18 protein-coding genes and 1 other RNA gene are annotated in these 21206 nt (G+C 38.5%); 9 read left to right on the top strand and 10 right to left on the bottom strand.

What is annotated here, in order from left to right; all coding sequences use genetic code 11:
• From FLJC2902T_RS11060 to FLJC2902T_RS11050, 3 genes are read right to left on the bottom strand one after another with little or no spacing between them, the layout of a single operon-like run.
• On the bottom strand, window positions 1–723 hold the full coding sequence (locus FLJC2902T_RS11060) for a hypothetical protein (protein ID WP_023579879.1): 723 nt from the start codon (window positions 721–723) through the stop codon (window positions 1–3).
• 46 nt (window positions 724–769) lie between these two features.
• Window positions 770–3238, bottom strand: a complete 2469-nt coding sequence (locus FLJC2902T_RS11055) for a TonB-dependent receptor (protein WP_051364385.1) — start codon at window positions 3236–3238, stop codon at window positions 770–772.
• Complete coding sequence (locus FLJC2902T_RS11050) at window positions 3222–4943, bottom strand: M23 family metallopeptidase (protein WP_023579878.1); 1722 nt, start codon at window positions 4941–4943, stop codon at window positions 3222–3224. The genes FLJC2902T_RS11055 and FLJC2902T_RS11050 overlap by 17 nt, the downstream gene beginning before the upstream one ends.
• Before the next feature lie 201 nt (window positions 4944–5144).
• Between FLJC2902T_RS11050 and FLJC2902T_RS11045 the strand changes: the two genes are divergently transcribed.
• From FLJC2902T_RS11045 to rny, 4 genes are all read left to right on the top strand, one after another.
• Window positions 5145–5435, top strand: a complete 291-nt coding sequence (locus tag FLJC2902T_RS11045; RefSeq protein ID WP_023579877.1) for a hypothetical protein — start codon at window positions 5145–5147, stop codon at window positions 5433–5435.
• A 6-nt stretch (window positions 5436–5441) separates the two neighbouring features.
• Window positions 5442–5735 (top strand): cell division protein ZapA, encoded by a 294-nt coding sequence (locus tag FLJC2902T_RS11040; RefSeq protein ID WP_023579876.1) that lies wholly within the window; start codon window positions 5442–5444, stop codon window positions 5733–5735.
• 53 nt (window positions 5736–5788) lie between these two features.
• Window positions 5789–5894: non-coding RNA, 6S RNA (ssrS, locus tag FLJC2902T_RS16065), on the top strand.
• A gap of 51 nt (window positions 5895–5945) precedes the next feature.
• Window positions 5946–7508, top strand: coding sequence for a ribonuclease Y (gene rny / locus FLJC2902T_RS11035; protein ID WP_023579875.1), 1563 nt, complete (start codon window positions 5946–5948; stop codon window positions 7506–7508).
• Window positions 7509–7663: 155 nt separating this feature from the next.
• On the opposite strand, the gene FLJC2902T_RS11030 is transcribed toward rny, so the two are convergent.
• The 3 genes from FLJC2902T_RS11030 to FLJC2902T_RS11020 all read right to left on the bottom strand — a co-directional run bounded on the left by FLJC2902T_RS11030 (window position 7664) and on the right by FLJC2902T_RS11020 (window position 10141).
• Window positions 7664–8563, bottom strand: coding sequence for a site-specific tyrosine recombinase (locus FLJC2902T_RS11030; RefSeq protein ID WP_023579874.1), 900 nt, complete (start codon window positions 8561–8563; stop codon window positions 7664–7666).
• Window positions 8564–8748: 185 nt separating this feature from the next.
• Entirely contained in the window at window positions 8749–9381 is a 633-nt protein-coding gene (locus tag FLJC2902T_RS11025; protein ID WP_023579873.1) for an outer membrane beta-barrel protein, read from the bottom strand.
• A gap of 145 nt (window positions 9382–9526) precedes the next feature.
• Complete coding sequence (locus FLJC2902T_RS11020) at window positions 9527–10141, bottom strand: porin family protein (protein ID WP_023579872.1); 615 nt, start codon at window positions 10139–10141, stop codon at window positions 9527–9529.
• Between the two features lie 347 nt (window positions 10142–10488).
• On the opposite strand from FLJC2902T_RS11020, the gene aroQ reads away from it, so the two are divergent.
• Complete coding sequence (aroQ, locus tag FLJC2902T_RS11015; protein WP_023579871.1) at window positions 10489–10902, top strand: type II 3-dehydroquinate dehydratase; 414 nt, start codon at window positions 10489–10491, stop codon at window positions 10900–10902.
• A gap of 51 nt (window positions 10903–10953) precedes the next feature.
• Entirely contained in the window at window positions 10954–13440 is a 2487-nt protein-coding gene (locus FLJC2902T_RS11010) for a DUF5686 and carboxypeptidase regulatory-like domain-containing protein (RefSeq protein ID WP_023579870.1), read from the top strand.
• A 143-nt stretch (window positions 13441–13583) separates the two neighbouring features.
• On the opposite strand, the gene FLJC2902T_RS11005 is transcribed toward FLJC2902T_RS11010, so the two are convergent.
• The 4 genes from FLJC2902T_RS11005 to FLJC2902T_RS10990 all read right to left on the bottom strand — a co-directional run bounded on the left by FLJC2902T_RS11005 (window position 13584) and on the right by FLJC2902T_RS10990 (window position 16814).
• The gene (locus FLJC2902T_RS11005) at window positions 13584–14351 is read right to left on the bottom strand and encodes a sulfite exporter TauE/SafE family protein (protein ID WP_023579869.1); all 768 of its coding nucleotides are present in this window, start codon (window positions 14349–14351) and stop codon (window positions 13584–13586) included.
• A 64-nt stretch (window positions 14352–14415) separates the two neighbouring features.
• Window positions 14416–15726 carry a UDP-N-acetylglucosamine 1-carboxyvinyltransferase gene (murA, locus tag FLJC2902T_RS11000; RefSeq protein WP_023579868.1) on the bottom strand — a complete coding sequence of 437 codons (1311 nt, stop codon included), beginning with the start codon at window positions 15724–15726 and terminating at the stop codon, window positions 14416–14418.
• A gap of 82 nt (window positions 15727–15808) precedes the next feature.
• Window positions 15809–16519, bottom strand: a complete 711-nt coding sequence (locus FLJC2902T_RS10995) for a DUF4290 domain-containing protein (RefSeq protein ID WP_023579867.1) — start codon at window positions 16517–16519, stop codon at window positions 15809–15811.
• Window positions 16520–16529: 10 nt separating this feature from the next.
• Window positions 16530–16814 carry a DUF493 family protein gene (locus FLJC2902T_RS10990; RefSeq protein ID WP_023579866.1) on the bottom strand — a complete coding sequence of 95 codons (285 nt, stop codon included), beginning with the start codon at window positions 16812–16814 and terminating at the stop codon, window positions 16530–16532.
• 497 nt (window positions 16815–17311) lie between these two features.
• On the opposite strand from FLJC2902T_RS10990, the gene FLJC2902T_RS10985 reads away from it, so the two are divergent.
• The 3 genes from FLJC2902T_RS10985 (at window position 17312) to fmt (ending at window position 21051) form a co-directional block, all read left to right on the top strand.
• Window positions 17312–17851, top strand: a complete 540-nt coding sequence (locus FLJC2902T_RS10985; RefSeq protein WP_023579863.1) for an AAA family ATPase — start codon at window positions 17312–17314, stop codon at window positions 17849–17851.
• Between the two features lie 363 nt (window positions 17852–18214).
• Complete coding sequence (locus FLJC2902T_RS10980) at window positions 18215–20104, top strand: RecQ family ATP-dependent DNA helicase (RefSeq protein ID WP_023579862.1); 1890 nt, start codon at window positions 18215–18217, stop codon at window positions 20102–20104.
• On the top strand, window positions 20104–21051 hold the full coding sequence (gene fmt / locus FLJC2902T_RS10975) for a methionyl-tRNA formyltransferase (RefSeq protein WP_035678436.1): 948 nt from the start codon (window positions 20104–20106) through the stop codon (window positions 21049–21051). The genes FLJC2902T_RS10980 and fmt overlap by 1 nt, the downstream gene beginning before the upstream one ends.
• Window positions 21052–21206 lie beyond the last annotated feature (155 nt).

The following is a 21206-nucleotide window of genomic DNA, read 5'->3' as shown; positions in this document are numbered from 1 at the left end:
TTACTTTATCGGTTCGTAAGCCTCCACTGTCCAATCCTTCGAAAGTAAATTCACAAAATGGTAGTGTACTTTATCATTTTCATCAAAGGCACCGTTCTTGTTAATATCCTCAATCGTTCTGAAATACAAACGGTTCTGAGCTTCCACCACGTTCCAGTCAAGCAATTCCTGTAAATCAACAGACAACTTTGTGAATTTCAATCCGCTTATGGCACTTATATAAAGTGCTTTGATGTCGTTTGCATCCAATTTTCCGTCTTTGTTCGTATCGGCATCCACTACAGAATACACCAAAATCTGTTTATTTGATTTGTCTGAAATTGTATTGAGATAGGTTGCCGTCTGAATTTGCATCGGCTTGTCAGTTATCGGACGCAACGCCGTGGAATCAATATGCTGAAATTTTAAATTTTCAAAATATCCCGTGAGTTCGAAACGGTTGTAATTCGATATTGCATAACTCATCGAATTCGTCTTGCTCGAACCGTAACTCCCTCTTTCGGCAGACACACGAACATCTCCGATAGCGTGAATAAGGTATTTTGTCCCTTCCATGTGAATTGGCAAATCAGCAATCTTAATTTGTGAAGAATCCTTAGCAACTGTCTTTGCAGCTGCATCTTTTTCTTCCTCATAGATTACTTTCGGCTTTTCAGTTTCTTCCTTACAACTAGCTAAAAGAGCTAACAAAACCAATACAGTATATTTTGAGAAGTTTTTCATTTCGGAACAATTTGGTCTATCAAATATAAAACAATTAAATCAGGAACTACAATCTGACATTCACTTTTATGTTGAATGTACGCGTTGTCATGTAATTCGGAATAGCGTATTGACTTTTGGTGTATACATCGCGCACCCAAGTATTGGTAATGGCATTCTGATTGTTGAACATGTTGTAAATTTCCAATCCTAAAGTTAGCTCCCTGAATCGTTTCAGCCAATTTTTGTCGGATTGAATGGATGCGTCTTTAAACACATACGAAAAACCAACATCGGCACGACGGTAATCGTTCAGACGCAATTGGTATTGGTACGGATCTGCATACGAAGGCGAACCTCCGGGCAATCCCGTGTTATAAACTAGGTTCAGATACAATTTCATATTCGGAAGTGCAGGCATATAATCCTGAAACAGTAATCCGAACTTCAGTCGCTGATCGGTCGGACGGGCAATGTTTCCGCGACCGTTCTGATTTTCCTCGGTTTTCAGATATCCGAAACTGAACCACGATTCTGTTCCGGGAACAAATTCCCCATTCAGACGGAAATCGGCACCATAAACATAAGCCGCTGCATCATTATTGGCGCGGTAGCGAATCCGTACGTTGTCAATCGTATAGGTATTGACATCGCTCAGAATTTTATAATAGGCTTCCGAAACCAATTTAAAAGGTCGGCCCGACAATTTGAAACTGTAATCATTGCTTAATACGATATGATAGGACTTTTGCGCTTTCACATCCGGATTTACCGTTCCATTTGCATCTCTCAGTTCTCGATAAAAGGGCGGTTGCTGATACAAACCTCCCGATAAACGAAAAACCATGTCCTGTTCCCATTCCGGTTTGATGGCAAACTGTGCTCTCGGGCTGAAGACAACCTGATTTTTCCCATTCAGGTTATCGCCCTGAACCTGCCATTGGTGTGCACGGGCTCCGGCATTAACCCAAATTTGACTCGAACCCAGATTCCCCCGGTAATTCCATTGTCCGTACCCCGAAAAGCGATTGATCTGAACAAAATTGGTTGCACGAACATTCTGATAAGGCGCCAAAGGGCCATAATAAGGTGTGTAAGGCTGATCATTGGGTAGAACGATATCTGGCTGTGGTAACGAAAACCCTGCAGAATCAATCACTTCCCATTCCACTACCCGGTCACGGATATCTTCTCTGGTGTACTTGAACCCCCACTCGACCTGACTGCTTTTTTTTGTAATATCATGAAAGCCTTTTACTTCTGCATTTACAATTAAGGCATCAAGATTGTTTCTGGCATGCGTAAGCTGTGAACCCACACCGCGGGAATACACCACATCGCCAAACGTATCCGAACCGATATTGGAATCCACTTCACCCAAACGGTATTGTGCCAGAATATCAAAATATTCCTGTTCCTGAGTATGATAAGCAGACCCAATAAACTTCAGTTTGAAATTATCGTTGGGCTGATAGGTCGATTTTATAGCCCCAAAATATGTCAGATATTCGTCTTTCTCCTGTCCGTCATAAAAAACCAGCAATGCAATCGGTTCGTCAATCGTTCCGAAATTTGTCTGGCGCGTTAACGGTTCGTATTGATATTTATTTTGGGAAATGTTTCCGAGAAAACTCCATTGCCACTTTGCGGAAGCATCAAAATTAACCTGGGTCTGAATATCGGCAAATGTTGGTGTATAATTAGTTTGTGTTTCCTGACTGTTCACCAGCAAGCTGTTATTACGGTATCGGATTCCGGTGATATTGCTCCATTTCTGATTTTTGGAAACCAAATCGACCGTAGCACTACCTCCCAACAAACTCGCATCTAAAGCCGCTTGAAATTTCGTCGGTCTTCTATAAGTAATATCCAAAACCGATGATAATTTGTCACCGTATTTGGCCTGAAAACCACCGGCAGAAAAATCCACATTGGAAACCATTTCCGTGTTGGTGAAACTCAAACCTTCCTGCTGTCCCGAGCGAATCAGAAAAGGTCGGTACACTTCAATTTCATTCACATATACCAGATTTTCGTCATAATTCCCGCCGCGAACCGCATACTGCGTACTCAATTCATTGTTGGAATAAACTCCGGGTAAGGTTTTTAAAATGTTTTCCACTCCGGCATTGGCGCCCGGTATCATTCGGATTACCTGTGGCTCGATGGTTGTAATTCCTTCCACCCGTTTCCTTCCACCTGCAGAAATAATTAATTCACCTAAGCGTTCTTCATTTTTACTTAAAACCACATTAAGTTCGTAATCCTCATTATTTTTCAATTCAATGATAACTGCTGATTTTTTATACGACACATGCGTAATTTCCACCGTTACCTTTTGATTAGCAGGAATTTTAATCTGAAAAAAACCGTTCTCATTTGATTTTGTAGTGGTTTCGCCAACTTTAATTGTGGCATTTTCTATAGGATTATTGGATTCGTCCAACAAAACACCTTTAACCCGGGCTGTTTGGGCGAAAGAAGTATATCCGGCAATAAAAATAAAAAGAATCAGGAGTTTAATTAGGTTTTTCAACAGATGATTGTTTTTGGGTTTTAAAAAAATGAGTTTCAAAGATAGTGGAATTTCCCATTTTATCGGAGACAACCACTTTTAATTCGTTTTTGCCCTCTTCATAAACCGCATCACTGAAAAAATGCGTCAACGCTTTCGTTTTAAAATCATATTCCATCAATATCCATTTACCGTTGATATAGCCACTGTATTCTTTAATACCCGACAAATCATCGCTTATCCGCACGCTCAGTGAATCCGATTTGTCAAGATTTCCACCTTCTGTAAAGGAAGGGCGGTAAATTTTTGGAGCAATGGTATCAGTCATTAGTTGAAATCTCCCCAAGTCTTTTGTTCGGACGGAAAAGAGATTTCCCTTTTTGTAAGTCGTAAAATATTCCGGAGTAGTTCCGTCCATTCTGGCGATGAATGCTTTTTCCTTGTTTACATCCGGAATACCCGTAACATCAAAGGTTACCGTCAGATTACTGTGTACCGGAACCGTTTCATTATGAAGAAACAGTACGTTATCTTTCACATTAAAATTCAAATAAAAATCCTCGTAAAATGATCCCGCCGGAATAAAAACCGAAACATTGTCCTTCGTGTAATTATTATCGTTTTTCGATTTCACAAAATAAGGCGTTGTCTTTTCCTCCTTTGCTATTGTGGCTTCAGCGTTTGAATACTGTATCGGAATGTTAATAACACGTTTGTTATTGTGAAAATCGGAAATCTCGATACGGTAATTGTAAACAGAATTGGGAAGCACCACTATCTGACCATTTTTTTTATTGCCGCTAACCAGCGAAAAAGGATAGTTCCTTTTATAAAACAGTTTCTGAACAGATTGTTTTAAAGTCTTGTAACGATAATAATCGATAAAATTATTGATATAACGCGTTTCATCGAAGGCAAAGCGGTTGAACTCATAACCAAACCATTTGCTTCCGTTTAAAAAGGTTTCCGCTTTAAAAATTCCGTTCCAGTTATAATTTTTATCCGACAAATCATAGGTATTAACACCAAAACCAATCGCTCCTTTAGCTAAAACTTTAGCTGCGAGATAACTTCCATCAGGCTGTAAAGAAAGACTAACAGGTATTGGCCGTTGCGAACTATTTACAACAGCGCTGTCACCAACAGCGTAAACTATCAGATCATTAACCGCAGGAATTTTAGTGTCCGGCATCAGAATATCAAAACCAAAAAACATCGGATTTATGGTTTCTTCCGTTTTCGTGTCCCGAATTTCAAAATGCAGATGCGGACCTCCGGAACTTCCCGTATTTCCGGAAAATGCAATCGTCTGCCCTTTTTTAACAGTCAACTCACCGGCACTGGGAAAAACCTCAATTTCATAAGATTTTTGAGCGTATTGTCTTTTTTTGATGAAGTCGGCAAGAGGTCCTTCAAACTTTTTCAGGTGTCCATATACCGTGGTATAACCGTTTGGATGTGTAACGTAAATGGCCTTCCCGTATCCTTTCTCGGAAATTTTGATACGCGATACAAAACCGTCTGCAGCTGCATAAACAGGCAACCCTTCTTTTTGCTGGGTTTTAAAATCCAAACCGGAATGAAAATGATTGCCGCGCAATTCCGCAAAGGAACCCGAAGCAAACAATGGAATATTTAAAGGAGATTGAAAATAGTCTTTGGGATAATCAGGAGTCTGACCAAGACAATAGGCGGATAAAAACAACAGAAAGTACGGCAATTTCATAATTATCAATTTTGGCTAATAGGTAGCTAATATATAAAAAAACACCCACTAAATAAACTCCGCTTTAAAATTTATATAACTCACTACACCACAAATTATTACCCGAAGAGTTAAAACATTTTTGAAAATTTAAACAAAAGTATTGTTATATATCAAATGGAATACTAACTTTGTGAAATCGTGTAATGAAACAGGTCTGTAATGAATGGATTAACTGAAATCATTGATTCTCTTGAAATTAAATTCTCTAAACTGGCGCAAAAACTGGAAAGTTTAGAAAGAACAAATCAGGAATTACGCAATGAATTATTGAAGTCTTCCACCGTTATCGACAGGCAATCTGAGGAGATTGGCACATTAAAAAGCCAATACGAAACCCTCAAAATGGCGAATTCATTACTGGGCAGTGACGAAAATAAAAGAGAAACGAAACTCAAAATAAATTCATTAATTCGCGAAATCGATTATTGTATAGCACAACTTTCTGATTAATAAAGAATGAGTGAAAAGCTTAAGATAAAAATATCAATTGCAGACCGGGTATATCCGCTAACCGTGGATTATTCGCAGGAAGAAGGTTTAAGAACCGCTTCAAAAAAGATTGATGCCATGATTAAGCAATTCGAAGAAAACTATGCAGTGAGAGACAAACAGGACGTGTTGGCCATGTGCGCACTTCAGTTTGCTTCGCAGGTAGAACAAAAACAAATCGATAAATCCACGGATTTAGAGAGCGCTTTGGAACGCCTGCAAAAAATAGATGAAAAGATGAGTTCGATTCTTTCAAAATAAACACGTTCTTTACATAAACTAAGATACTGCCTACATTAGTACCTATTTGATAAACTCAACACTAACAAATTCAAATGAGTGAATCTTCGTTTCTAAAGCAAACTGCCCTGAGCAGGTCCTTGAACAGCGAGTTAACTCAAAACTTGTCCTTACGAGTTTATGCAATACCCCTAATGTAGGCTTTTTTTATATATAATTTTCAAACAAACTATGAACACATTAATCATAATCATTGGCTGTCTTGCCGGAATCGGAATTGGTTTCGGAATAGCGAAATACCTGGAAAAAATAAATGTTTCCAACCTGATAAAAAACGCTAAAAAAGAAGCAGCCTCTATCTTAAAAGATGCTAAAGCCGAAGCGGAATCCATCAAAAAAGATAAATTGCTGCAGGCCAAAGAAAAATTCCTGGAACTTAAATCGGAGCACGAAAAAGAGATTTTAGCCAAGGACAAAAAAATTGCAGAGGCAGAAAAAAGAACCCGTGACAAAGAGTCTCAGGTTTCCAACGAATTAGCTAAAACCAAAAAATTAAACGACGAAGCTGAAGCTAAAATCAACGATTACACTAATCGTATAGAGCACGTTGAGAAAAAACAACAGGAAGTGGAGCGCCTTCACAAAAGTCAGGTAGAACAACTGGAAACCATTTCCGGCCTTTCTGCTGAAGACGCTAAAAACCAATTGGTGGAAAGCTTAAAAGCCGAAGCGAAAACAAACGCCATGGCTCATATTCAGGAAACGATTGAGGAAGCCAAACTTACTGCTCAACAGGAAGCTAAGAAAATCATCATCAACACAATTCAACGTGTAGGAACGGAAGAAGCCGTGGAAAACTGCGTTTCTGTTTTCAATATTGAATCTGACGATGTTAAAGGACGAATCATTGGTCGTGAAGGACGTAATATTCGTGCTTTAGAAGCTGCTACAGGAGTTGAAATCATCGTTGACGATACTCCGGAAGCCATCATCCTTTCTTGTTTTGATCCGGTTCGTCGTGAAATCGCACGTTTAGCATTACACAAATTAGTAACCGATGGACGTATTCACCCGGCACGTATCGAGGAAGTTGTTGCCAAAACAGCAAAACAGATTGACGAAGAGATCATTGAAGTTGGTAAACGTACCGTTATCGATTTAGGAATTCACGGTTTACACCCTGAATTAATCAAAATCGTTGGTAGAATGAAATACCGTTCATCTTACGGACAAAACTTACTACAACACTCAAGAGAAGTTTCTAAACTTTGTGGTATCATGGCAGCCGAATTAGGCTTAAACGTGAAATTGGCAAAAAGAGCCGGTTTACTTCATGATATCGGAAAAGTACCTGACACAGAAAGTGAATTACCTCACGCCATCTTAGGTATGCAGTGGGCGGAGAAATATGGTGAAAAAGAAGAAGTATGCAACGCGATCGGAGCACACCATGACGAGATCGAAATGAAATCATTGATTTCCCCGATTATCCAGGTTTGTGATGCTATTTCAGGAGCACGCCCAGGAGCAAGACGCCAAGTATTGGATTCTTACATCCAACGTTTAAAAGATCTTGAAGATATTGCCTACGGATTCAACGGCGTTAAGAATGCCTACGCAATTCAAGCCGGTCGTGAACTTCGTGTAATCGTGGAAAGCGAAAAAGTAAGCGATGAAATGGCAGGAAGCTTATCATTTGACATTTCTCAGAAAATCCAAACCGAAATGACTTATCCGGGTCAGGTGAAGATTACGGTTATCCGTGAAACCAGAGCGGTGAATATTGCAAAATAGTATTCAGTAATCAGTGCTCAGTCGGCGGTGATTTACAGGATTAAAAATATCAAACTTATACACAAAAGAGACTTGTTGAAAAACAGGTCTCTTTTTTTATTACAAACTGATTATTGTACACTAACCCCTGAACATTGATTACCAAACACCAACTCCTACCCTCTTGGATGAAACGAATTCAGCACTTCTGACAAAAACTTCCTGTCGAGATGCATGTAGACTTCTGTAGTAGTTATGGACTCGTGTCCCAGCATCATTTGAATGGAACGCAAATCGGCGCCGTTTTCCAGCAAATGGGTCGCAAAAGAATGACGGAATGTATGCGGACTGATCGATTTACTTAAATTGATTTTAACAGCCAAATCTTTTATAATAGTAAAAACCATTGCCCTCGTTAATTGGCGGCCTCTCCGGTTAAGAAAAAGCGTATCCTCATGTCCTTTTTGTATAACAAGATGCGAACGAACGACATCCTTATAGAGTAAAATGTATTTTTGCGTTGATGAGCCAATCGGCACAAAACGTTGTTTATTCCCTTTTCCGGTAATTTTTATAAAACCTTCTTCAAAAAACAAATCGGATATTTTCAGACTGACCAATTCCGAAACCCGCAAACCACAACTGTAAAGCGTTTCCAACATCGCCCTGTTGCGTTCTCCTTCATCCTTAGACAAATCTATACCACCTATCAACAAATCGATTTCCTGAACGGATAACGTGTCAGGTAATTTTCTACCAGTTTTAGGCACTTCAATCAGTTCAAGCGGAGTGGTATTGCGATATCCCTCAAAAATGAGATAATTAAAAAAGCTCTTTAAACCGGAAATAATCCGGGTCTGACTTCTCGCATTAAGAGTTGCCGATATAGTGTAAATAAAATACTGAATCTGCTCTTCCTTAATATCGATTGGCGACACTTCAACTTTGTTTTCCACGAGAAACTGAATTAGTTTTTCGACATCCAAAACATAATTGACGATTGTATTTTCAGACAATCCCCGCTCCAACTTCAGGTAGGTTTTATATTCCGATAAAAAAGAAGGCCATACTTTCATGAGTCTAAAAATAAAAAAAATACCGATTAATACCAGGTTTTCACAACTAATAAGCCGGTGATTTCAAAAAACAGAACCCAATTTGTTTAAATAGCGACATTTTGCCAACCAAACCTACATCACGTTTTTCAAAACAACAAAAAACCCGCTGAAAAGCGGGTTTTTTAATCTCAAAATTCTAACAATTAGAATTTGTACAATAACCCGAATTGAGCCTGAGCAAATGGGTTGTTAAACAAGTTAATATCCATTGAGAACGAATTCCTTGAATCTCCATTCTCTGGATTCTCATTATTGTATGAGATGATATTGGCCACAGTGAATACAGCTGCAAAGTTTTTAGTAATAAAATAATTCATCCCTAAATCAACGTTAGCTTTGATTCCATTTGTTGTATCATCACTATCAGGAATAGGATCGATATAATCATTCTCAACATTAGTTGAACTAAATCCTAAACCTACCTCTCCGTAAGCAACAAAACGTTTGTCATTTAATTCCAAGAAATTATATCTGGCAAACGCTCCGATTCCCCAGCTAGTAGATTTCATATCCGGATCTAAAGCACCAATTCGATCCTGCTTAGAAGATCCTAAATCCAAATCACCTCCAACCGATATTTGATCAGTCATCATATAACCGAATTTAGGATTGAAAGAGAAAGAATTTGAATCGTCATCCGACCGAACCGAAATCCCTCCCTCGACGTACATATCACCTTTAACAAAACCATATGCAGCTTCGCTTTTTGCCTCTTCCTGCGCGTTAGCAAATCCAAAGGCAAACACTGCAGCTACTGATAAAATAATTTTTTTCATAATTTCCTTGTTTTAAAATTAACATTATAAATTTATCCATAAAAACAAAGCAGAATCACTAAGTCAAAACAAGAGATATCAACAATTTAATTAACAAAAAAAGCCCCGCAATGCGGGGCTTTTTTTATAAGAATCTTATTAAAGATTAGAATTTGTAACCAACAGATACGGAGAATACTCCATTGTTAACTGTATCATCAGATCCTTCTGAATCATCAATATTTGATAAACCGAAATTATATCTCGCACCTGCAGAAATATTTTCAGTAAAATCATAACCTAAACCTAAATTCAAGCCAAAATCAATTGAATTTGTTTCATCTTTAATATCAACTTCTTCAGAACCAAATCCAGAAACTTCAGCTTCATTTTTAGCACTTAATAAGAAACCAACTTGTGGTCCAGCCTCAATAGCTAATTTCTCAGTTGCGTAATATTTTGCCATGATCGGAAGATTCAAATAATTCAATTTAACTGTGCTCTCAACATTATAAGTGTCAAAACCATCAGAGAATGTGAATTCAGATTTTGCACCTTGCATTGAGAATAACAATTCTGGTTGAATAGCAAATTTGTCATTAAGTTTATACTCCATAAAACCACCAATGTGAGCACCAACCAAAGATTTCACATTTTCTACATCCCCAGTTAAAGTTGCAACATTCAAACCACCTTTAACACCAAAACTCATTTGTTTGTCTTGTGCGTTAGCAAATCCGAAAGCGAATACTGTAGCTACTGTTAAAATTACTTTTTTCATGTTTAGTTTAAATTTTAAAATTTACCCGACAAATGTATAAAAATTCCATTCCGAAAAAATTTACAGTAAAAAAAGTTATCAAAAAACAACTCAGAAAATGACTATTAAAACCTATCTATTTGATTTTCAAAAATATACAAAATCATTTTTTCTCATAAAATTTTCTTAAAAAAACAAAAAAGGGGTATTTAGCTAGCGTTTTTTCTTATAAAAAAGAATTATTTCGCCGAACTAAACAATAAAAAGAAGAAAAGAATTACAAATAAATTTCCCAAAAACACTCGTTTCAGGTAAGATCAAAAATAAAATCAAGAGATAATTACTACATTTACAAAAAACAAAACGTCATGAAAATAATAATCATCAACGGACCCAACTTGAACCTGCTGGGAAAACGCGAGCCTGAGATATACGGCAACGAGACTTTTGAAGACTACTTTTTTCTCCTGAAAAACAAATTCACAACTGTAGAATTGCATTATTTCCAAAGCAATATCGAAGGAGAAATAATCAATAAATTACAGGAAATCGGGTTCAGCTATGACGGCATAATCCTGAATGCAGCGGCATACACCCATACCTCAATAGGTATAGGCGATGCCGTAAAAGCCATTTCGACACCCGTTGTGGAAGTTCACATATCAAACACTTTTTCAAGAGAGTCGTTTCGCCATCAATCCTATATTTCTCCAAATGCAAAAGGCATCATCATTGGCTTCGGGATGAAAAGCTATGAACTGGCCCTGAAATCTTTTTTATAACCCATACAACCCTGAAGCTTCTTTTAGCGTCTTCTTGTTAAAAACCAATCCATGAATAAACATTTTTATCTGATTACCTTTTTATTACTATCCGCCACATTATTCGCGCAAATTAAAGGAAAAGTCACCGACAAATCAGGACAACCCATCCCCTTCACCACCGTAATCATAGAAAACACCTATAACGGAACTTCTGCTAATGAAAATGGTTCCTATGAACTGATCGTAAAAGAAAAAGGCAAATACACCGTCATTTTTCAATCATTAGGTTATAAAACAAAAAAAGTTTCAGCCGATATTCAGTCATTCCCACATATTGTCGATGTGGTATTGGAAGATGAAAATTATACTTTATCAGAAATGATAATAAAGCCAAACAAGGAAGACCCCGCCTACGAAATCATCCGAAACGCTATAAAAAGCAAAAAGAGCAATTCAGACAAAACCGATAAATTTGAAGCCGATTTTTACTCACGTGGAATTTTCAGGGCCAAAAATATTCCGAAAAAATTCCTGGGGATGGAAATCGGGGATATGAACGGTGCTTTAGATTCGACCGGGAACGGAATACTTTACTTGTCGGAAACGGTTTCAAAAATAGCCTTTGAAAAACCTAACAAAATAAAGGAAGAAATTATAGCTTCGAAAGTCAGCGGAAACGACAACGGTTTTAGTTTCAATACCGCTCAAGGCACCAATTATGATTTCTATACTAATTATGTAGACATGGGGATGAATATGGTTTCTCCCATTGCTGATAAAGCACTTACATACTACAAATACAAACTGGAGAGCATTTTTACCGACAATCACAATCAGTTAATTAATAAAATTAAAGTAATTGCTAAACGCGATAAAGAACCTGTTTTTGAAGGATACATTTATATAGTGGAAGACACCTGGGCTATTTACGCGGTCGATTTAACCAGTAAAGGTTACCGGATGCAACAACCTATTTTAGAAAACATTACGCTTACGCAGAGTTATAATTACAATCCGAACACAAGAATATGGGCAAAAAACCAACAGACAATCGATTTTCTGGCTTCTATTTTCGGAATGAGTTTTACCGGAAAGTTCACGCATGTCTTCAGTAACTACGTTTTCAAAGAGCAATTCGAGAAAAAAACCTTCACCAATGAGATTGCCAAAATCGTAAAAGACGCCAACAAAAAAGACTCCATTTATTGGAATCAGAGTCGTCCGGTTCCGTTAACCGAAGAAGAAATTGGCGATTATCACAAAAAAGACAGTATTCAGACTATTCGGAAATCGCAGGTTTATATGGATTCTTTGGACAGAAAAGGCAATAAATTCAAATTCCTGAAACTATTCACCGGTTATACTTACAAAGACTCTTATCATAATTGGTCGGCTTCCTATAAAGGTGTTTTAGACTTTACATCCCTTGGTTACAATACCGTACAGGGATGGAATTTTGATTCCGGGTTCTCATTCACGAAACGCAACGAGGATAAAGGAACATATACAACCATAAATTCGACCTTTAATTATGGTTTTTCTGAAGACCGCTTACGTGTTAACGGAAGTGTTTACCACCGTTTCAACACCACGAATTACGCAGCAGTATCAGCATCGGGCGGAAGCAGCATCAACCAGTTTAATGCTTCGAATCCGATCTCAAATCTTATCAATTCCATTAGCACCCTGTTCTTCAAGGACAACTATGCAAAGTATTACAACAAGGAATACATCCGATTGGGCTACAGTCAGAATGTACTGAACGGGATTTCGGCAAACGGAAGTTTAGAATATTCCGCTCGAAAGCCGCTTTACAACACGACCGATTATGTATTGATTAAAAATGACAAGGAATACACCTCCAACAACCCGCTTTTACCCGACGACAATACAACAGCGGCAATTGAAAAACACAATTTAATGAAGGCCAATATCGGTACACGCATTCGTTTCGGAAACAAATACATCACACGACCGGACGGCAAAATCAACATTCCGAACAGCGACTACCCAACCCTTTCATTTAATTATGAAAAAGGATTTGCCGGAAGCGAGGATTTTTACAATTATGATTTCATCTCCGGATTGGTTGATTACGACAAAACTTTAGGCAATAAAGGTGACTTCGCGATTCGTTTGAAAGCAGGGAAGTTTTTTAATGCCGATAACATTTCCTTTGTAGATTACAAGCACTTTAACGGAAACCAGACGCATGTGGGCACAACCGACAAATATCTGAATGTTTTCAACATGTTGCCGTATTACACCAACAGTACCAATGATGCTTATATGGAAACCCACATGGAACACAATGACAAAGGGTTTATCATGAATAAAATTCCGCTTATCAACAAACTGCAGTGGAATCTGGTTGTAGGTTTCCATATGCTGAACGTGCCTAATTTCAAGCCGTATCAGGAATATACTGTTGGTTTTGACAATGTTGGTTTTGGAAAATTCCGTTTGTTCCGAATTGATTATGTGCGTTCTTATCAGGATGGTTTCCAAACCGACGGAATTGTGTTTGGAATGAAGTTCCTGAATATTCTTGATTAATCCAAACTGACAACCAGTATATTACATTAATAATCAAACACATATTTCACAGATTGCCACAGATTAATTTGTGCGAATCTGTGAAATATGTGCTTAAATAAACTTCTGAATTGTATCCTGACAATTGTCTTTTCTAACAACGTTTATTTCCAGAAAACATCATATCCAAAACGAATCAATGTTCCGATAACCACAACTAAAAAGAACCCGCGAATAAACCCGTTACCCTTGCTGATAGCTAATTTAGCGCCGAAAAAACCGCCGAGTGCATTGCAAACCGCCATCGGTAGCGCCATTGCCCAAAGAATTTTTCCTTTCAGTACAAAGAGACAAATCGACCCGAAGTTAGTGGCCAGATTGACCATTTTCGCGTTCGCGGATGCGTGCATGAAATCAAATCCTAATACAGAAACAAAAGCCACCACAAAAAAACTTCCGGTTCCCGGACCGATAAAACCGTCATAAAAACCAACGGTTATGCTTATTATCAGGGCATAAAGCAATTGCGTTTTAAAGGGCAACAACTTTTCCTGATGTTGCCCGAAATTTTTCTTCATAAAAGTATAAACAGCTAACAAAGTCAGCACAACCAGCAACAAAGGTTTCATGAAATCGTTACTGACATACGTTAACAATGTAGAACCCGCAAAGGCTGAAGCGAAAGCAACAACAGCCATTACCCCGAGAAGTTTCCAATTCATCTTTACCATTTTCAGGTATTGGAAGGCAGCAAAACTTGTTCCGCTGAACGCCGGGATTTTTAACGAACCGATGATATTGGCAACCGGTACGTTAGGCATCAGAATTAACGCTACCGGAGTCTGAATCAATCCGCCTCCCCCCACGATAGCATCCACAAATCCGGCGGCAAAGGAAGCGAGGCAAAGAAAAAATAAGATATCAATTTCCATAGTAAAAAGAAAAGAGCCGAATTCAAACGAATTCAGCTCTTATATATTTAGTAGTACAACATAATTACGCTCGGATGATGTTTGCGCCTAAGGCTCTCAAACGCTCATCGATTCTTTCATAACCTCTGTCAATCTGTTCAATATTTTGGATTGTACTTGTTCCTTTTGCGGAAAGCGCAGCAATCAACAAGGAAATTCCCGCACGAATATCAGGGGAACTCATGGTAGTGGCCTTCAGTTGGGATTTGAAATCGTGCCCCATAACCACCGCTCGGTGCGGATCACACAACATGATTTTTGCTCCCATGTCGATTAATTTATCCACGAAAAACAAACGGCTTTCAAACATTTTCTGATGAATCAGCACGTCTCCTTTTGCCTGTGTGGCTACCACTAAAATGATACTTAACAAATCCGGTGTAAATCCTGGCCAAGGCGCATCGGCAATGGTTAAAATAGAACCATCAATATCAGTTCTTACTTCATAACCGTCATTGTGAGCCGGAATGTGAATATCATCACCGCGTCGTTCCAAAGTGATTCCCAGTTTTCGGAAAACATTCGGAATTACACCAAGATTATCCCAACTTACGTTTTTGATGGTGATTTCACTTTGAGTCATCGCTGCCAAACCAATCCACGAACCGATTTCAACCATGTCCGGAAGAATGCGGTGCTCGCAACCACCAAGGCTTTCAACACCTTCGATGGTCAATAAATTAGAACCCACTCCGGTGATTTTAGCACCCATCGAGTTCAACATTTTACAAAGTTGTTGTAAGTAAGGCTCACAAGCTGCATTGTAAATTGTTGTTGTTCCTTCGGCTAAAACCGCTGCCATAACTATATTGGCAGTTCCGGTAACCGATGCTTCATCTAAAAGCATGTAGGTTCCTTGTAATCTTCCCTCGATTTCAACCCCATAAAAATGATCAGCTCTTTCATATCTGAATTTCGCCCCAAGGTTGATAAATCCTTCAAAGTGGGTATCCAAACGACGACGACCTATTTTATCACCTCCCGGTTTTGGGATATATCCTTTTCCGAAACGGGCCAAAAGCGGTCCTACAATCATGATCGAACCACGAAGCGAACCTCCTTCTTTTTTGAAAGCCTCCGTTTCAAGATAGTTTATGTTTATCTCATCAGCCTGGAAAGTATAATCCCCGGCACCGTTTTTCTGAATTTTAACGCCTAAATTCCCAAGTAGGGCGATTAGTTTGTTAACATCAATAATATCCGGAATGTTGGTCACCCGCACTTTTTCTGAAGTCAATAAAACCGGACATAAAACCTGCAATGCTTCGTTTTTTGCACCTTGAGGATGCACATCTCCTTTTAATCGGATTCCTCCTTCTATCTTAAATGTTCCCATGTATGATTATCTGTTATAAATTTGAATTATGAAATTAGTCGCGGAATTCAAAAAGCCGCGATTACACGTCTCATAAATTAATTTACAATGGTTTTCTGTTGTTATTCTTATTGCTGTTTCTCGGATTGTTGAAATTCTTTCCTCCGGTATTTCCTTTAATCTTAGGATTGTTGAATTGCGTTTTGTTGGACATTTTCTTGTTCACGCGCATCAGATCGGTGGTATTGGAAAGTTCTTCGTCTGTTTTTTGCAGATTGATTTTTCCACCCGACAACTCATACAAATGCTCGAAAATTACGTCGTCTTTTACCGTGTCCTTGTTCCAACTCAGGTAACATTTTTTCATGTGGTTGGCAATCACCCGGATAAGCGTGTTTTTCAGATCACTTTCCTCCCATTTGTTGGCCACATCAATCATGTACTTGATATTATTTCCGTAAAAACGATATTTCGGGAAATTCTGCGGATAATTTAACTTTTCCGGTTTCTGATGCAAGACTTCCTTGCTCGGAATCGGGTATGGTGAATCCACATCCAGTTTGAAATCGGACATGATAAAAATCTGATCCCAAAGCTTGTGCTGAAAATCGGGCACATCACGCAAGTGCGGATTCAAGCCTCCCATTACCGAAATAATATATCTGGCTGCCTTGTTACGCTCTTCCCGGTCCTCGATTACCGTTGCCTGATCAATCAGTTTTTGTAAATGACGACCGTACTCGGGAATAATCAGATGCGGGCGTTCCGCATTGTATTCTAAAAAATGTACCGCTTCTTGTGGTGTAAATTGCATTGTTTTGTTTTTATAAAGAAATAATTCCTTCAACTGTTGTCAACTCAAGGTATTTATCGATAACACTCTGAGCGCTCTTCATGGTAACATTAATCGAAACACTGGTGTATTTTCCTGTTTTGGACTGATTGGTTTCGATAACGGCTCCCATCCCGTCGAATGAAGTTTCAATAATCTGAATCTTATCCATATCCGTGGGAACTATAAATTTAAACAAATATTCTGAAGGCCAAATCGTTGAGTTTATTAATTCTTCTTTAAGCCTTTGGTAAAATTCTTCTGTCTTCTTATCCATTTTTTAATCAAAAAATAATAGCAAATATACACTTATAATTGTGAATTATAAAGCACTCCGTATGAATTGAAGAATTTTACAAAAAATCAATACATTACCTCCCTAACCCTGATGGGAGTGGAAATCCTCCCGATTTTTTTCGGGAGATTGCAACGTACAGCAGGAATTGCGTTTCCTGAAAAAGCCCAAGCAATTCGTTCCCGAACAAGACAAACACATGAGTTTTTTGATTTCGTATTTTAGCAACATTTCGAAACCTCAATTTCGAGTATACCTCAGTAAATTCAGGTTTTTATTTTTAAAATCTGCGTAAATCTGCGGAGTCAGCGAGAAAGTTGCACGCAGACTCCGCAGACTTACGCCGAAAGCCGGCTGATTTTTCAAGAATCATTACCATTTTAAATAAATTACAGCCATGTGTTTACCTTACATTCCCGAAAATTAATTTTTAAAATCCCGATTCATTTGAGTAGATTTGCGCCTTATTTTCAAAAAAAGTGGCGAAAGAAATTGTTTTGATTATCGGCGGACCAGGCTCAGGGAAAACCACTGTTATAGAAGGTTTGACCGAAAAAGGATACCTGTGCTATCCCGAAGTTTCGCGTGAAGTGATTCACGAAGCCCGTAAACAGGGAATCGAACAATTGTTCCTTGAAAAACCGCTTTTATTCAGCGAATTGTTATTGGAAGGAAGAAAAAAACAGTTCCACAGCGCCGTTCAGGAAGAAAAAGAGCTTGTTTTTATCGACCGCGGCATTCCTGATGTTTTGGCCTACATGCATTATATTGGCGACGCTTACCCTTCGTTTTTTGATCAGGCGTGTCGCGATCACAAATATTCCCAAGTTTTCATCCTTCCGCCATGGGAGGAAATTTACACCAGTGATGAGGCCCGTTATGAAACTTACGAACAGGCGCTTCTTATTCAACAACACCTTATCGAAACCTACGAAAATTACGGTTATTCGCTGATTGAAGTTCCGAAAGACACTTTGGAAAACCGGATTGCTTTTATTTTAGAAAGTCTTGCGAAATAGCACATTATATACTTAAAGCTACTATAAACTAAATATTTAGCCACGAATTGACTAATTTTATAAAATTAATTCGTGCCAATCTGTGTAATTCGTGGCAAAAAAAAACAGCTAAAAACCGGATACACTAAAACACACAATCTCAAACTATATTTTAGAATATTAAATTTAGCTAACACAATTAAAAAAACAGCTTTCTTAATAGGCCACAAATTACACAGATTAACACAAATTATCTTCCAAAGATATTTACAATTTACAGTTAAACTATTTTTAAAGTCAAAACGAAACACACTAAAACACCAGCTTTTTACTGATTTTTAATACTAATAAGCTATATTCGTAAGAGATATTAAGTTTTACAATTTGGAAGCGCAACAAATTCTTAAAAAATACTGGAATCACGATTCGTTCCGTGAACCGCAGGAAGCAATTATCCAATCGGTTCTGGAAGGGAAAGACACTTTTGCGCTATTGCCAACCGGAGGCGGAAAATCGATTTGTTTTCAGGTGCCGACGATGATGAAACCCGGAATTTGTCTGGTTATTTCTCCGCTGATTGCCCTGATGAAAGATCAGATTCAGAATCTGGAAAAACGAAACATTAAAGCCATTGCCTTAACCGGCGGGATTTCCTCTGATGAAACCATTGATTTACTGGACAATTGTCAGTTCGGAAACTACAAATTCCTTTATCTTTCCCCGGAACGACTGCAATCCGACTGGATTTTGGAACGCATCAAAGGACTACCGATAAACCTGATCGCCATTGATGAAGCGCATTGTGTTTCGCAATGGGGACACGATTTCCGTCCCGCCTATCTTAAAATTTCGAAACTCAAGGAACATTTTCCGAAAGTACCTTTTTTGGCATTAACAGCTACGGCTACCACAAGAGTTCAGGACGACATCAGCACGCAATTGGGATTGGAAAGTCCGGTATTTTTTAAAAAATCCTTTGCAAGAGAAAACATTGCCTACATGGTTTTTGAAGCCGAAGACAAACTCTTTCGCATCAAACAGATACTGACTAAAAACCCGGAGCCCTCCATTATTTATGTCCGCAACCGCAAAGCCTGCCATGATGTGTCGGCGCAGGTCGCAGCGATGGGTTTCAAAAGCACGTTTTATCACGGCGGACTGACCCAGAAAGAAAAAGTGAAAAACATGCAATCGTGGTTACTGGAAGACGTTCAGGTGATGGTCGCCACGAATGCCTTCGGAATGGGAATTGACAAACCCAATGTTCGCACGGTAATTCACATTCAGTTACCCGAAAATCTGGAAAATTATTATCAGGAAGCCGGTCGTGCAGGACGAAACGACGCGAAAGCCTTTGCGGTTTTACTGCTTGCTCCTTCAGACATTCAAACAACCGAAAGTCAGTTTCTCTCCGTATTACCCGATAAGATTTTTTTAAAAGAAGTCTACATCAAACTGAACAATTATTTTCAGGTGGGTTATGGCGAAGGGATTAACGAAACTTTTTCCTTTAATCTGAATCATTTTTGTCATCAGTATAAATTTCCCGTACTGAAAACCTTCAATGCAATGCAGTTTCTGGACAACCAGGGCATTATTTCGCTTTCAAAAGAATTTTCAGAGAAGATTAGTCTTCAATTTTTATTGGACAGTCGGGAAATGTTGCGGTATATCAGTTTAAATCCGGCTGACGAACCCGTGATTACTGCTATTCTTAGGAATTACACCGGAATTTATGAAATCGAAACAGCGATTAACACCAGTCTGATTGCCCGAAAATCAAACACTTCCGAAGAAAATTTAATTGAAGTACTGAAACGGATGCATCAGAAGGAAATTTGTGTTTTGCACAGTCAGTCCAATGACAGCCAACTTACCTTTAACGAAGTTAGGGAAGACGATTTGACGATTAACCGGATTGCGAAATTTCTGCAACAACAGAATGAGATCAAAACCAAACAGTTTGAATCGGTCATTTGTTATGTATCGGATAAAAAGCAATGCAAAAGCAAATTGTTGCTGAATTACTTCGGCGAAACCGATTCGAAAGACTGCGGCATCTGTTCGTATTGCATCACTCAGAAAAAGTCGGATAAAAGTCCGCTTGAAATTGCGCAAAACATACTGGCTTTGCTTAAAAATTCGCCTTTATCATCAAGAGAAATTGAAAATTCACTGGATTTAAGTCCGGAGGAAACTATCTTTGCACTTCAGCTTTTGTTGGAAAACAATAAAGTCAAAATCAATAATCAAAACCAATACATTAGTTTATAATGGAAAAGTTACGCATTGTTTTTATGGGAACTCCGGAGTTTGCCGTAGGAATCCTTGACACTATATATAAAAATAATTATGAAATCGTTGGCGTAATCACCGCTGCGGACAAACCGGCGGGGCGCGGACAAAAGATTAAATATTCGGCCGTAAAAGAATACGCTTTGGAGCACAACCTTCGATTGCTGCAGCCTACTAACCTGAAAGACGAAACTTTTTTGGAGGAATTACGAAGTCTGAATGCGAACCTTCAGATTGTGGTTGCCTTCCGAATGCTGCCCGAAGTGGTTTGGCGTATGCCGAAATTGGGCACCTTTAATTTACATGCTTCTCTTTTACCGGAATATCGCGGAGCTGCACCTATTAATTGGGCGATTATTAACGGTGAAACCAAAACAGGCGTTACTACTTTCTTCATTGATGATAAAATTGACACCGGAGCGATGATTCTGAGTGACGAAATTGCGATTGGCGAAAACGAATCGGCAGGAGAACTGCACGACCGATTGATGGTTTTGGGAAGCGGAACTGTTTTAAAAACATTATCATTGATTGAAAAAGGAAATGTTACCACTACGATTCAGCCTACCAACGATGATATAAAGACCGCTTACAAGCTTAACAAGGAGAATTGCAAAATCGATTTCAGCAAAAGCGGAAATGAGATTCACAATCTGGTGCGCGGTTTGAGTCCGTATCCTGCCGCTTGGTGTTTTATTAAGGACAACGAACAGGAGTGGAATGTTAAGATTTACGAAACTTTGTTTGATAAAGCAACACATCAGCATGAATCAGGAAGACTTATTTCGACTAAGAAAGAATTGAAAATTGCGGTAAAAGACGGTTTCCTGATAATTCACAGTTTACAGTTTCCGGGGAAGAAAAGAATGCTGACCCACGAACTTTTAAACGGAATATCATTCAGCGAAAAAGCCATAGCGCTGTAACCCCTATAAACACTAAGACTGCCGAAATTTTGAAAAATACAAGTAAGTTTATTAACAATAAAGGCAAGTTATCAACATTTTTAGCAAAAAACCTGTAAAAAACCGAAAAACACTTGCGTAATCGGGAAATTCATATAAATTTGTAGGACAATAAT

The organism is Flavobacterium limnosediminis JC2902 (assembly GCF_000498535.1).
GTDB classification, from domain to species: Bacteria; Bacteroidota; Bacteroidia; order Flavobacteriales; family Flavobacteriaceae; genus Flavobacterium; species Flavobacterium limnosediminis.
This window is presented reverse-complemented; position numbering and strand designations above follow the sequence as displayed.